At 69.8% G+C, this 13087-nt stretch carries 12 protein-coding genes and 1 pseudogene; 7 read left to right on the forward strand and 6 right to left on the reverse strand.

Annotation, left to right across the window (positions count from 1 at the left end; translation table 11 throughout):
- Positions 1-77: 77 nt before the first annotated feature.
- From hydA to TR50_RS35995, 4 genes are all read right to left on the reverse strand, one after another.
- Complete coding sequence (gene hydA / locus TR50_RS35980) at positions 78-1484, reverse strand: dihydropyrimidinase (protein ID WP_042432236.1); 1407 nt, start codon at positions 1482-1484, stop codon at positions 78-80.
- A gap of 64 nt (positions 1485-1548) precedes the next feature.
- Entirely contained in the window at positions 1549-2901 is a 1353-nt protein-coding gene (locus TR50_RS35985; RefSeq protein ID WP_042432239.1) for an aspartate aminotransferase family protein, read from the reverse strand.
- Between the two features lie 6 nt (positions 2902-2907).
- The gene (locus tag TR50_RS35990; RefSeq protein ID WP_152648831.1) at positions 2908-3750 is read right to left on the reverse strand and encodes a nitrilase-related carbon-nitrogen hydrolase; all 843 of its coding nucleotides are present in this window, start codon (positions 3748-3750) and stop codon (positions 2908-2910) included.
- A 541-nt stretch (positions 3751-4291) separates the two neighbouring features.
- Positions 4292-5677: an NsdA family TPR-like regulatory protein gene (locus tag TR50_RS35995; RefSeq protein ID WP_152648829.1), complete on the reverse strand. Its 1386-nt coding sequence runs from the start codon at positions 5675-5677 to the stop codon at positions 4292-4294.
- A gap of 277 nt (positions 5678-5954) precedes the next feature.
- Here TR50_RS35995 and TR50_RS36000 point away from each other — a divergent pair, with 277 nt between their 5' ends.
- Together TR50_RS36000 and TR50_RS36005 are read left to right on the forward strand one after the other, a co-directional pair.
- Positions 5955-6917, forward strand: coding sequence for a hypothetical protein (locus tag TR50_RS36000; protein ID WP_236654735.1), 963 nt, complete (start codon positions 5955-5957; stop codon positions 6915-6917).
- A gap of 124 nt (positions 6918-7041) precedes the next feature.
- Positions 7042-8574 carry an amino acid permease gene (locus TR50_RS36005; RefSeq protein ID WP_042432252.1) on the forward strand — a complete coding sequence of 511 codons (1533 nt, stop codon included), beginning with the start codon at positions 7042-7044 and terminating at the stop codon, positions 8572-8574.
- Between the two features lie 19 nt (positions 8575-8593).
- Here the strand turns inward: TR50_RS36005 and TR50_RS50460 are convergent.
- A pseudogene (locus TR50_RS50460) lies at positions 8594-8947 on the reverse strand (hypothetical protein); the annotation flags it as partial.
- Between the two features lie 89 nt (positions 8948-9036).
- On the opposite strand from TR50_RS50460, the gene TR50_RS36010 reads away from it, so the two are divergent.
- A complete protein-coding gene (locus TR50_RS36010; RefSeq protein WP_369405809.1) occupies positions 9037-9309 on the forward strand; it encodes a hypothetical protein in 273 nt (90 codons plus the stop codon).
- A gap of 285 nt (positions 9310-9594) precedes the next feature.
- Complete coding sequence (locus TR50_RS50465; RefSeq protein ID WP_042432255.1) at positions 9595-9777, forward strand: hypothetical protein; 183 nt, start codon at positions 9595-9597, stop codon at positions 9775-9777.
- Positions 9778-9925: 148 nt separating this feature from the next.
- Here TR50_RS50465 and TR50_RS36020 read toward each other — a convergent pair whose 3' ends face one another.
- Complete coding sequence (locus TR50_RS36020) at positions 9926-10681, reverse strand: pirin family protein (protein WP_152648832.1); 756 nt, start codon at positions 10679-10681, stop codon at positions 9926-9928.
- A gap of 180 nt (positions 10682-10861) precedes the next feature.
- On the opposite strand from TR50_RS36020, the gene TR50_RS46180 reads away from it, so the two are divergent.
- From TR50_RS46180 to TR50_RS36030, 3 genes are all read left to right on the forward strand, one after another.
- On the forward strand, positions 10862-11134 hold the full coding sequence (locus TR50_RS46180) for a hypothetical protein (protein ID WP_152648830.1): 273 nt from the start codon (positions 10862-10864) through the stop codon (positions 11132-11134).
- On the forward strand, positions 11131-11712 hold the full coding sequence (locus tag TR50_RS36025) for a hypothetical protein (RefSeq protein ID WP_063775213.1): 582 nt from the start codon (positions 11131-11133) through the stop codon (positions 11710-11712). The genes TR50_RS46180 and TR50_RS36025 overlap by 4 nt, the downstream gene beginning before the upstream one ends.
- Positions 11713-11932: 220 nt before the next feature.
- Positions 11933-12796, forward strand: a complete 864-nt coding sequence (locus TR50_RS36030; protein WP_042432261.1) for a DMT family transporter — start codon at positions 11933-11935, stop codon at positions 12794-12796.
- Positions 12797-13087: the final 291 nt, after the last annotated feature.

Genomic DNA, 13087 nt, shown 5'->3' on the forward strand with positions numbered 1-13087 from the left:
TGCGGTGTCTGAGGTGCGGTGCGGGGATGCTGCCCGGGTCTCGGTCAGGTACCGGGTCTCAGTTCAGGTACTGGGTCTCAGTTCAGGTACTGGCAGGTGGCACGCGGCACGAAGGTGCCGTGGCCGGCGTGGCCGAGGTACTCGCCCCGGTCGACGACGACCGCGCCGCGCGACAGGACCGTCCGGGCGCGCCCGGTGACCTGGCGACCCTCGTAGGCGGAGTAGTCGACGTTCATGTGGTGGGTGGCGGCAGACATGGTGTAGCGGTCGTGCGGGTCGAAGACCACGATGTCGGCGTCCGCGCCGGGCGCGATGGTGCCCTTGCGCGGGTAGAGGCCGAACATCCGGGCGGGCGTGGCGCAGGCCAGCTCGATCCAGCGGCGGCGCGAGATGTGGCCGTCCAGGTGGGCCTGGTGCAGCAGGTCCATCCGGTTCTCCACGCCCGGCAGGCCGTTGGGGATCTTCGAGAAGTCCCCGCGCCCCAGGTCCTTCTGCCCGACGAAGCAGAACGGGCAGTGGTCGGTGGAGACCACCGACAGGTCGTTGGTGCGCAGGCCCCGCCAGAGGGCCGCCTGGTGCTCCTTGGGCCGCAGCGGCGTGGAGCAGACGTACTTGGCGCCCTCGAAGTCCGGCTCGGCCAGGTTGTCCGTCGACAGGAACAGGTACTGCGGGCAGGTCTCGCCGAAGACGTTCAGCCCCAGGTCCCGGGCCTGCGCGAGCTCCGCGACGGCCTGCTCGGCCGAGACGTGCACGACGTAGAGCGGCGCGCCGGCCACCCGGGCGAGCTGGATGGCGCGGTGGGTCGCCTCGGCCTCCAGCAGCTCGCGCCGCACCTCGCCGTGGTAGCGCGGGTCGGTGTGCCCGGCGGCGAGTGCCTGCTCGACCAGGACGTCGATGGCGATGCCGTTCTCCGCGTGCATCATGATCAGCCCGCCGTTGCCGGCGGAGCGCTGCATCGCGCGCAGGATGCGGCCGTCGTCGCTGTAGAAGACGCCGGGGTAGGCCATGAACAGCTTGAAGCTGGTCACGCCCTCCTCGACGAGGAGGTCCATCTCCTTCAGCGACTGCTCGGTGACGTCCGACATGATCATGTGGAAGCCGTAGTCGATCGCGCAGTTGCCCTGCGCCTTCGCGTGCCAGGCGTCCAGGCCCTCGCGCAGGCTGTGGCCGACGCTCTGCACGGCGAAGTCCACGATCGTGGTCGTGCCGCCGAAGGCGGCCGCCCGGGTGCCGGTCTCGAAGGTGTCGGACGCGAAGGTGCCGCCGAAGGGCAGCTCCATGTGCGTGTGCGCGTCCACGCCGCCCGGGATCACGTAGCAGTCGGCGGCGTCGATCGTCCGGTCCGCCTGCCAGGCCTGGGCCTCGGGGCTCCCCGTCGCCGCGAGGGCGACCACCCGCTCCCCGTCGATCAGGACGTCGGCGTGGAGCTCGTCGGCGGCGGTGATCACCAATCCGTTCCGGATGACGGTCCGTCCGTGCGTCACAGCGTCCCCTTCCTCACAGTGCCTCCTCGATCACAGTGCCTCCTCGATCGCGGGGCCTTCTCGATCACAGGGCCTCGTCCATCGCCCACAGCTCCTTCTGCGCCCGGTCGAGCGCCTGCACCAGCAGCTCCGCACCCTGCTCGGCCTCGTCGACGGTCAGCGACATCGGCGGGGCGATGCGCAGCGCGTTGCCGAGCGGTCCTCCCTTGCCGATGAGCAGGCCCAGGTCGCGGGCGTGTTCCAGGGCCAGCGCGGCGGCGACCGCGCTCGGCTCGCCCGCCCGGTCCACCAGCTCGACGCCGAGCATCAGCCCGCGCCCGCGCACCTCGCGGACGACGGGCAGGTGCCGTGCCCCGGCCTCCAGCCGCTCGCGCAGCACCGCGCCGGTGCGCCGGGCGTTGCCCTGAAGGTCGTGCTCCAGCAGGTGCCGCAGGTTCGCCAGCGCCCCGGCCGTGGTGACGGGGCTGCCGCCGAAGGTGGAGATGGAGTTGGCGCCGAGGGAGTCCATCAGCTCGGCGCGGGCCACGACGCCGCCGATGGACAGGCCGTTGCCGAGGCCCTTGGCGAAGGTCAGCGCGTCGGGCGGGCCGGCCTCCGCGTGCGCCTGCCAGCCCCAGAAGTGGTCCCCGGTGCGGCCCCAGCCGGTCTGCACCTCGTCGCTGATCCACAGGATCCCGTAGCGGTCCAGCACCCGCTTGAACGCGGCGAACAGCCCGTCCGGCCCGTGGGTGAAGCCGCCCACGCCCTGGATCGGCTCGGCGATCAGCGCGGCGACGGGGCCGCCGACCTGCCCGAGCATGTCCTCCAGGTCGGCGGTGCAGGCCTCGATGAACGCGGCGTCGTCCAGATGCGCGAACGGGCCGCGCGTGCGGATCGAGCCGTGCACGTAGAGGGTCTGCAACGGCGAGAGGCTGGTCGGCGACCAGGAGCTGTTGCCGGTGATGCCGATCGTGGAGAAGGACCGCCCGTGGTAGCTGTTGCGCATCGCCAGCACCTGGTTGGAGCGCCGGTAGCCGGTGGCGAGCAGCAGCGCCGCGTCGTTGGCCTCGGTCCCGGAGGTGGTGAAGAAGACCTTGGCGTCCGGGATCCCGGAGAGCTCGGCGATCTGCTCGGCGAGCTCGACCATCGGCGAGGAGAGGTACAGCGTCGAGGTGTGCAGGATCCGCGCGGCCTGGTCGGCGACGGCCCTGGTCACCTCGGGCAGCGCGTGGGCGGTCATGGTGGTGAGGATGCCGCCGAAGAAGTCCAGGTAGCGGCGGCCGTCGGAGCCGTACACGTGCCGGCCCTCGCCGTGGGTGAGCTCCAGCGGCTCGCGGTAGTACAACGCCAGCCAGGACGGGGTGACCGCCCGGTGCCGGTCCAGCAGGCTCTTGGCTTCGTGGGCGCCGCGCGCCTCGTGTGCCCTGTCGTCCGTCATCGCCGTTCAGGCCCCCGTCAGCGGGCCGTAGGCGTCGGGGCGCCGGTCGCGGTAGAAGGCCCACTGGTTGCGGACCTCCTCGATCAGCCCGAAGTCGAGGTCGCGTACGACGAGCTCCTCCTCCTTGTCGGAGGCGACCTCGCCGACGAACTGCCCGCGCGGGTCCACGAAGTAGCTGGTGCCGTAGAAGTCGTCGTCGCCGTACTCCTCCACCCCGACGCGGTTGATCGCGGCGATGAAGTACTCGTTGGCGACGGCGGCGGCCGGCTGCTCCAGCTGCCACAGGTAGGCGGACAGCCCGCGGCTGGTGGCGGACGGGTTGTAGACGATCTCGGCCCCGGCGAGGCCGAGCGCACGCCATCCCTCGGGGAAGTGGCGGTCGTAGCAGATGTACACCCCGACCCGGCCGACGGCCGTGTCGAACACCGGCCACCCGAGGTTCCCGGGGCGGAAGTAGTACTTCTCCCAGAACCCCTTGACCTGCGGGATGTGGTGCTTGCGGTACTTGCCGAGGTAACTGCCGTCGGCGTCGATGACGGCGGCGGTGTTGTAGTAGAAGCCCGACTGCTCGACCTCGTACACGGGCACGACCATCACCATGTTCAGCTCGCGCGCGAGCTCGCGCATCCGCGTCACGGTGGGCCCGTCCGGCACCGGCTCGGCCCACCGGTAGTGCTCGGGTTCCTGCACCTGGCAGAAGTAGGGGGCGTTGAACACCTCCTGAAACCCGATCACCTGCGCACCCTGCGCGGCCGCGTCCCGCGCGTACCGCTCGTGCACCTCGATCATGGACTCGGTGTCCCCGGTCCACTTCGCCTGCACGAGTGCCGCGCGCACCACGCGCGGCACTCCCTGCATCGACCCTTGCATCGACCTGTTGACGGATTCCGACATGTGCGGCGCCTCGCCTTCAGCGTGGATCTACGTGCGTAGAAGTAGAAGCATGGTCGTTCCCGACCTTGATGGCAATATGTCGGGCATACCACAACCCTGGCGGTTCTTCCCTGCTCAGGGGCGTGTCGCACGCTCCGTGGCCGGCAAAAAGTCCGCATGGGTCACGGAGGACTCCCCCAGCACGGCCGCAAAGTCCCTGGCCCACGGCATGGGGAAGCCCTTCGCGGACTGAGCCCACCGCCAGGAAGCCGAGCAGGGCCGAGCGCATCCGCACGTACGGCTCGATGCGCGTCAGGCGTACCCAACGGAGTGGCGGGCCGGCGCCGGCGAGACCTGGCAACCAGCTCCGTACGAAGACTGGACCGGCGTCTCGACCGCGGCCCCGCGGAAGAGGGCGCAGTCGGATGTCGCAGGAGAGGGTGCCAGGCGTCGACCCTTGCGGACCATGGCGCCAGGACCGGCAGCAGGGATGAACAGGGCACGACCGCCGTGTGCCCTACAGGCGGTGGGACACGCGGACGCGCTGGCCGAGGGACGCCGCCCGCCTGGTCCCCCGGTGCTCGTCGAGATAGTGGGCCAGTTGGGCGAGTTGGACGTTCACCGCAGCGGATTGCACACCCTGCGCACGGTCCAGGGCGTCCTCGACCGCCTGGCAGGCTTCGCTGATCTCACCCGAACGGAAGTGGGCTGTGGCAAGCAGGCAGAGGGCGAGAACCTGGTCGGTCAGCCGATCCGGGCTTCGGGTGACGCTGGCCGCCTCGAACTCACCCCGGGCTCGCTGCAGTTCGCCGAGCTCGAGGAGGCATCGCAGCGTGGTGTCCGCAAGTTCGGCTGCCCCGAAGTAGTCGAGCCAGGCGTCGTTGTCGGAGCCGGCCTCGACCAACCCCTTGGCCGATCGCTCCAGGCTCACCTTGGTGGCCCCGGCGTCCTGGCGGGCAGCGTGAAATCGGGCCTCGGCCGCGTGCAGGGCAGCCCTGGCCCGCCGACCGTGGCCGGCGGTGCCCAGCAGGGCCGCACGCACCAGGTCGAAGGTACCCGGATGGTCGCCTGCCAGCGGCGCGTGTTCGGCCAGGGCAGCCAGGACGTGCGCGCCCAGCACGCGGTCCTCGCCGTGGTGCGCCATGGACAGGGCCAGCAGCAGGTAGCGACGGGCCAGTCCGTGGAGACCTGCGTCGTGGGTGTAGCGGCCGACGGACAGGTGGGCGAGGGCGGCGGAGCGGAAGACGCTGCGCCCGACGGTGCCTGGATACCGGCCGGTCAGCAGCGGCGCCAGGCTGCTTTGCAGGAACTGGACCGCGGGCAGCCGGGCCGCGATTCCGCCGGTGCGGCGGGCGATCAGATCGAAGGCCTGGAAGGTGGTGCTGAAGCGGGCGAGATCGACGGGTGTCACGTCATGGCCGGGGCCGTGGCCGACCGGCGCGGCCGCAGTGTCGGCGACCAGCCAGTGCAGGGCCGGTCCGCTGAGCGCGGCTGCCGGGATCCCGTAGCGGGTCGAGCTGTGCCGGTCCAGGTCGCTGACCCACAGGGCACGGGCCGCGGCGACGAGTTCGACCGGATCGTCCAGGAACTCGGGCGTCCACGGGGAGCGTGTCGAGCCGACGGGCCGGGCCATGCCGATGTCAGCGGTGGTGACGATCCGGCCGAGCCTCAACGCGAGTGTTTCGGCGATGAGTTCGGGCGGCACCGCGCGGCTCATCCGGCCGTCGCGCCACCGCTGCACGCTGGTGTGCGTGCACTTGGCGTCCCGGCCGTGTCGAGCCGCCGTGTCCCGCACCGCGCGCGCGAACTGCTTGTTGGACATGGCGGCCTGCTCGATGAGTGAGATGAGCTGCGAGTTCGGCCGCAGTGCGGGCGCCGGTGCGGCGTACATGCCACTGCTCATGCAGGGCACTTTAGGGCCCCGCGCGGGGCGTTCCATGTCGGTTGCGTTAATTCGTGCGCTCTGAGCCCTGCTGTGACGAGTGGACCCCCGGTGAGCCCTATTGCCGACAAGTGAAGATCTGATTTTCTACTTCCCTGCGCCCCCTTCACAGGAACCCCGCGTGGCGTGGCGCAATCACCCGGAGTAGTCCGTCCGCGCCTCTGCGCTCGGTCTCCATTCGACGAACCGACAGGAGCACTCGTGACACTGTCCCGATCTCCGTTGACAGGCTCCTGCCATGGCTAGGGGACACGGCCGCGACTCCGAGTCACTTGAGACGCATCCCGCGCGCGACGACCTGGCACTGCGCACAGCGTGCGAGGACGCCGCCATGGGCCGCTGGGACGCACCGCGCGACGTGATCGCGGCCAGCGGACGCGACTGGGACCGGAGGGTCTTCCGGCTGCAGATTCTGGCTCGCCACGGGGTACGCCTGCGCTGGGCCGAAACCTGGGCGTCTGCCGAACCCGGCAACCCGGACGCCGTGGTGATGCTCGCGCACGTCCAGGCACTGCGCGCCATCCTGGCAGGTGAGACCAAGGACCGTGAACTCCTGGACTCGGCCTGGCAGACCTGTCTGCGGGCCGCCGACGCACTGCCGCCGGACCCCTCACCGTGGCTGGTACTGATGGCGCTGACCCGTACGCTGGCGCCGGACACCAAACTGATGCAGCAGTTGTGGGCCGAAGCCAGCCGCCGCGACCCCTACGGCCGCGAAGGCCACCACGAACTTCTGGCCTACCTGATGCCACGTCATCACGGCTCCGCTGCCATGATGTTCGACTGGGCGCACGAGCGGGCCCAACTGGCCCCCCGGGGTACGCCGATCGCGGTGCTGCTCCTGGTCGCGCAGGCCGAGCACTACCGTCACCGTACGCAGCAGGATCCACAGAACCTGCGGTTGGTCATCCACTCGTGGACGGACCGCCCCGACGTCGACCTTGTGCTGGACCACTGGTGGAGTTTCCGTTCACCACGGCGCCACGCCAACTTCATCGACGACGCGCACTATCTGGCGCACGCCCTCTCCTTTGCCGGCCGGCACGCCGAAGCGGTGGAGGTCTTCGAGGAGATCGGCCCCTACATGAGCCAACTCCCCTGGGCCCTGTGCGGAGACGCGGAGCAACTGTTCCGCAGTCACCGGGAGCAGGCGATGAAGCCGGTCCGCGCCAACCCCGGCCGCTGGCGTCGATCGACCTGAACAGCCCGACCGACCTGATCGACCCGGTCAGGCTCATCAACTGGTCGCGCGCCGACCTCCCTTGACGCCCCCTCATACTCTCCCGCCGGTCCGCAGCCCCCTCCCCCCGAGAGGAAGAGACACCATGCCCCTGGAACCCGAGTACCTGTCCGACGAGGAGCGCCTCGCGCAGCTGGGTTACACCCAGGTGCTGGCCCGGCGCATGTCAGGCTTCTCGAATTTCGCCGTCTCCTTCACCATCATCTCCATTCTTTCCGGCTGCCTGACCCTCTACGGCTTCGGCCTCACCACCGGTGGTCCGGCCATGCTGACCTGGGGCTGGGTGCTGGTCGGCGCCATGACTCTGTTCGTGGGCCTGGCGATGGCCGAGGTCTGCTCCTCGTACCCGACCTCGGCGGGACTGTACTTCTGGGCGAAGGAGATGGCACCGCCGGGTTCGGCGGCCGCATGGGCCTGGTTCACCGGATGGTTCAACGTGCTGGGCCAAGTCGCGGTGACCGCCGGTGTCGACTTCGGTGCCGCCACCTTCCTGAACGCCTACCTCGATCTCCAGTGGGGCTTCAGCACGACCGCCCAGCACACGATGATGCTCTTCGCGGGCATCCTGCTGCTGCACGGTGCGCTGAACACCTTCGGCGTGCGGTTGGTGGCGCTCCTCAACAGCGTCAGCGTCTGGTGGCACGTCGGCGGCGTGCTGGTCATCGTCGGGGCGCTGATCGTCGTTCCCTCCCACCACCAGTCGGCCGGATTCGTCTTCGGGCACTTCGCCAACGGCACCGGTTTCCACTCCGGGCTCTACGTCGGCCTGCTGAGCCTGCTCGTCGCTCAGTACACCTTCACCGGCTACGACGCCTCGGCCCACATGACCGAGGAGACCAACGACGCCGCGGTGGCGGGCCCGCGCGGAATCGTCCGCTCGATCTGGCTCTCCTGGATCGCCGGATTCGTGCTGATCGTCGGCATCACCTTCGCCATCCAGAACTGGGACGGCACTCTCAACACCGCCACCGGGGTGCCGCCGGCCCAGATCTTCATCGACTCGCTCGGGCTGACCGGGGGCAAACTGCTGCTGCTGATCGTGATCGGCGCCCAGCTGTTCTGCGGGATGGCCTCGGTCACCGCCAACTCCCGCATGATCTACGCCTTCTCGCGAGACGGCGCGCTGCCCTTCAGTCGGGTCTGGCACCAGATCAACCCCAGCACCCGCACACCCACCAAGGCAGTCTGGCTGGCCGTGGGAGCTGCGCTGTCACTCGGCCTGCCGGACCTGATCAACGCCACCGCGTACGCCGCGGTGACCTCGATCGCCACCATTGGCCTGTACATCGCCTACGTGATCCCGACCTTCCTGCGGCTCCGTCAAGGGGACCGATTCCAACGCGGCCCGTGGCACCTGGGCCGTTTCAGCCGCCCGATCGGCATCGTCGCGGTGGCCTGGGTGCTGCTGATCACCGTGTTGTTCATGCTGCCCCAGGTCAACCCGATCACCGCCCAGAACTTCAACTACGCCCCCGTCGCCGTGGCGATCGTGCTCGGCTTCGCCACGCTCTGGTGGTTCGTCTCGGCCCGCACCTGGTTCCTCAACCGGAACCACCCGCACAACCGCAAGCTGGCCGCACCCGACCAGGCTGCCGCGGAGTCGCTGTCGCGGCGCTAGGGCGCGTATCGAGTCGTGATCAGCGAGTTGCTCCGGTGGGGTCTTTGATCCAGATCATCGAGGCTCGCAGATGGAGGCCGGCGAGGTAGCTCTCCGGGGTCTTGTCGTACCTGGTGGCGATGCCTCGCCAGGCCTTCAGCTTGTTGATCAGCCGCTCTACGGTGTTCCTCTCCTTGTACGCATTATCCAGCAGCGGTGAGCAGCGGCCCTCCAGCCGGACGAGGCCGCATGCGAGGACTCTACGAAGCGAACGTGCATGATCCAGGCCTGCGTCGGGGTGCGGCGCATTCCCGTGGCGACGCCGTCGGCAGGCGCGGGCTCCCCTGGTCTGGAGCTCCCGGTCGTGGGCCCCGCCTCCTGGGTCCACGACCGGGTCACGAGGGGATGCAGCGCAGGCTCTCGTCTCAGCCCCCGAACAGCTTCAGCAGGTGTATCCGCACGGCCTGCTGGTCGCCGAGGTCGATGCCGTTCGCCGATTTCACCCGCCTGGTGCAGGAAACCCCGGCGCTCCGCGACTACGCCCACCGCATGTGGACTCGCCACGAAGCAGCCCTGCCGCGAGCCATTGCCGAGGAAGTCGGCGCCCCCGAGGACGACGTCACCTGCGCGGCTCTGGCTCATTTCGCCCTTGAGGCCCGCAACCTCATCCTGCGGCACACCGAGCCGCACCGCGCCGCCGACGAGGCTTTCGCATTGCTCGAACACGGCCGGGCGGCCTCCCACCCGCGCAGCTGACCCGGCCTGCTCGGAGCCGTGGCGTGCGCGGGCGCATTGGGAGCGCCCACCGCAGCACCGCGCACGCCTACACCGACGCCTGGACCGTGAGCACCGCCGTCGCCATCCTCGGTCTCGCGGCCCCGATCCTCCCGCGCGCCAACCGCAGTCCCTCCCACCCGACATGTACGGGCGGGCACCACGTCACAGAGCCTGCCCACTCAACCCGCTCACGCCCGGAGGGCGGCAGCGTCGTGACCGATCCAGGGCTCATCCGTCGGAGTCTCGCCGACTAGGATGGCCCGCATGGCACGTTGGGAACCGGACGCACAGGGGCGGCTGCAGCAGGCGGCCATGGAGCTCTTCGCCGAGCGCGGATACTCCGAGGTGACCGACGCGTACGAGGTCCTCGTCGACGACCTCTCCCGGCAGGTCAAGGCCGGCTTGTCGGCGGACGTCTCCGTGCTCTACCCGCAGTTGGCCGGATAGCCCCGCACCGGCGCTGACACGACCTGCCTCAGCGGGCCCGCAGCCGGGCCACCCCGACCGCACGACAGCGCGGCAGGTCGAAGGCCGCCGGCCCCCCGGGCTGCGGGCCTCCTCCCCACCGCGCTCTCGGTCGGCGATCGGTCGGCGATCAGTCGGCGATCCTGGCGTGCATCTCCCAGACCAGGATCTCCGCGGGCTCGACCGCGGTGACCTTCCGCCCTCCCGTCGCCGTGAAGCGCACCGCGTCACCGGCGCCCAGCGGTCCGACGCCCTCCAGAGCGACGTCACCGCGGGGAACGAACAGGTGGAGGAAGGGCGCGTCGGGCAGTTCGATGCTCTGGCCGGGCTGCAGGCGGGCGGCATGCAGCGCGGCGTAGCGGTTCTTGATGCGGATGGCGGAGGCGCCGTCGTGCTTGTCCATGCCGGACGCGACGGGGACCAGACCCCCGGACATCAGCTCGTGGTCGATCTCGAGCTGTTCGTAGCCCGGCACGATGCCGGCCTCGTCGGGGACGACCCACATCTGGACGAAGTGCACCGGCTCGGTGTGGGCGTCGCCGCCGTCCAGGCGCCAGGAGTCGTTCTTCTCGGAGTGCAGGATGCCGGTGCCGGCACTCATCCGCTGCGCCAGTCCCGGATAGATCACGCCGGAGTGGCCGGTGGAGTCCTGGTGCACCAGCGATCCCTGCATCACCCAGGTGACGATCTCCATGTCGCGGTGAGGGTGGGTCTCGAAGCCGCTGCCCGGGCGGACGAGGTCGTCGTTGTTGACCAGCAGCAGCCCGTGGTGGGTGTTGGCGGGGTCGAACCGGTCACCGAAGGAGAAGGAGTGCTTGGAGTCCAGCCAGCTGATCTGCGTCCGAGAGCGGTCGCCGGCACGGCGGACGTCGATCTGAGGCCTCATGTTGGCGGTGCTCACTGTTTTGATCCCTTCAGATTCCCGACACGCTTCGTGCCTTGCTCAGCATAGTTGATCCTTCAACTATTCCGGAGGCCCGGATCGCCCGCGCGCCACCACAGACGGGAATACACGCAGGCGTGGCTCCGGTTGCTCGGAGACATCGGATGCACGGAGTTGGTTGCGATGAGCCTCTTGGGACCTGGAGTCACGTTCAGTCGCATCGGCGCGCCCACGACAGCGCGTCGAGGACTTCGGGCCCGGCGGCGCCTGCTGGTCGCAGCCATCGCGGTGACGGCGGACGCGGCAGCTGCCCTGCTCCTCGCCGGCCACGGCATGGCCGTCACCTTCGTCGGCGTCGCCTCGGCGGTCCTGGCCTGGGTACTGGTCGGACGTCTGACACGTTGGCAGCCACTGTCCACCCGCAAGGCCTTGGAAGACTCGGAGGAGCGACGATGAGCGTGATCGCGCGACCGCCGTCCTCCGGCGCAGTCACCCGTCCGCGCAAGGAACGGGTGACTCGTTCGGGTGGGCGGTGCACGCGGCGGGAAGGACGTCATGCCGTCGAGCTTCTGGCCGTCTCGGCGCTCGGCCTGGTCCCGTGGACGGTCGTCCTGGGGCTGACGCTGCCCTCCGACTACCGCGTGCATGCGTGGAGCGCCGCCTGGGTGGGCTTCGACGTGATGCTGCTGGGCGGCATGGCGACGACCGCCGTGCTGGGCCTGCTCCGCCGCCGGGCTGTGGTCATTCCCGCACTGGTGACCGCTGTGCTGCTGGTGTGCGACGCCTGGTTCGACGTCTCCCTCGATCTCGGCACATCCGGCGTGTGGACGTCCTCCGCGCTGGCGGTGTTCGTCGAACTGCCGATGGCGGCGTTCCTCTTCCGCAAGGCCTACACCTTGCTGCGCCTCCAGTGGGTACCCCAGGAGCCGAGGCCGATCGTGGACGACGCCGCCGAACCGGACGGCCCCCGCGCGGCGGCCATCCGCACCGGCACCGGCACCGGCACCGGATCGGGCCACGTCATCGCACGCTGACGGCACCCTTCCGTCGCCCCGGACTGCATCTGTTCGATCTGTTCGGCGACGGCCGGCACCCCGCTGCCGCCGCTCCGCACCACGACGTCCGTCTCTCCGAAGTGGCGGGCCCCCGGGATGACCGAGCAGGCTGGAAGTCCCGCCGGGGCCGCCCGGAACGGACCCCCGGCGCCGCTGATCAGTGGGATTCTGCGGAGGGAGCGGAGGGAATCGATCCGCCGTGGTCATCGTCGCCGTCGTCTTCGCCGTCCTCGGGGCCGCCAGCAACGCGGCAGGCACAGCCTTCCAGCGGAAGGCGGCAACCACCGTCCCGCGCGGCGGAGGGCTGCGACTCATCGTGGCCTTGTCGAAGCAGCCGGCCTGGCTTGCCGGCATCGCCGGAGTGGTGGGTGCGGCCCTGTTCCAGGCCCTGGCCCTGACCTTCGGCCCGCTGGCCCTGGTGCAGCCGCTGTTCATCCTCGAGCTTCCCTTCGCTCTGCTGATCGCGGCACCGCTGCTGCACCGGCGACTCCCGGCCGCTGGCTGGTACGGCGTAGGCGCCGTCGTGCTCGGTCTCGCTCTCGCACTGGCCTGCGCCGCGCCCACCGGCAACACCAGCCAGGCGTCGATGGACCGCTGGATCCCCGCGCTGGCCGTCTGCGTGGGCCTGATCGGCGTCGCAGTCGTGATCGCGAGGCGCTCCGGATCCTCACTCGTTCGGGCTACAACTCTGGGTGCCGCCGCAGCCATCGGCAACGCACTGACGGCAGCCCTGCTCAAGTCGGCGACGGGGACCTTCTCCGACCACGGCCCGAAAACCTTCCTCACGTCATGGCAGACGTACGGCTTCGCCGTCACCGGCGTGGCCGCCGTCCTCCTCCTGGAGAACGCCCTTCAGGCCGGCTCCCTTGCCGCGTCCCAACCCGCCCTGACCATCGGCGACGCCACAGTCAGCCTGCTCCTGGGTATCACCTTGTTCGGCGAGACCATCCGGACCGGCTGGTTCGTGATCCCGGAGCTCGCCGGCGTGGCCGTGATCACCGTTGGCGTCCTCGCCCTCTCTCGTGCCGTCCCCCACATCCGCGACGTCACCGACCGACGCTGAGAGCCACCCGCCGGTCGCGGGATCCGGGGGTGATCGTTCCGGGTACAGGTCGGAGCCGACCCTCCATACCGACGTCGCCGGTCAGAGCCATGGGAATCCTGTCCGTCTCCCGTCGGGCCTGTGCCCGGACGGATACCGAATGTTGCAGAACGCTTACAGGCGACTACGGAGTGTGCCAAGCTGACGCCACGGCAGCTCTCGACCTTGGAGTCCCCACGAACTCGTCAGGAGGGCTGGATGAGCTACTGCCCGACCTGCATGCGTTATGTCAACGGCGCCGTCAGCTGGGCT

The organism is Streptacidiphilus anmyonensis (assembly GCF_000787855.1).
GTDB lineage: Bacteria > Actinomycetota > Actinomycetes > Streptomycetales > Streptomycetaceae > Streptacidiphilus > Streptacidiphilus anmyonensis.

Excerpts from the sequence above, each read along its gene's own strand:
- TR50_RS35985 (WP_042432239.1), bottom strand. The coding sequence starts at position 2,901 with ATGACGGACGACAGGGCACACGAGGCGCGCGGCGCCCACGAAGCCAAG.
- TR50_RS35995 (WP_152648829.1), bottom strand. The coding sequence starts at position 5,677 with ATGAGCAGTGGCATGTACGCCGCACCGGCGCCCGCACTGCGGCCGAAC.
- TR50_RS36000 (WP_236654735.1), top strand. The coding sequence starts at position 5,955 with ATGGCTAGGGGACACGGCCGCGACTCCGAGTCACTTGAGACGCATCCC.
- TR50_RS36005 (WP_042432252.1), top strand. The coding sequence starts at position 7,042 with ATGCCCCTGGAACCCGAGTACCTGTCCGACGAGGAGCGCCTCGCGCAG.
- TR50_RS36010 (WP_369405809.1), top strand. The coding sequence starts at position 9,037 with ATGCCGTTCGCCGATTTCACCCGCCTGGTGCAGGAAACCCCGGCGCTC.
- TR50_RS50465 (WP_042432255.1), top strand. The coding sequence starts at position 9,595 with ATGGCACGTTGGGAACCGGACGCACAGGGGCGGCTGCAGCAGGCGGCC.
- TR50_RS36020 (WP_152648832.1), bottom strand. The coding sequence starts at position 10,681 with ATGAGGCCTCAGATCGACGTCCGCCGTGCCGGCGACCGCTCTCGGACG.
- TR50_RS46180 (WP_152648830.1), top strand. The coding sequence starts at position 10,862 with ATGAGCCTCTTGGGACCTGGAGTCACGTTCAGTCGCATCGGCGCGCCC.
- TR50_RS36025 (WP_063775213.1), top strand. The coding sequence starts at position 11,131 with ATGAGCGTGATCGCGCGACCGCCGTCCTCCGGCGCAGTCACCCGTCCG.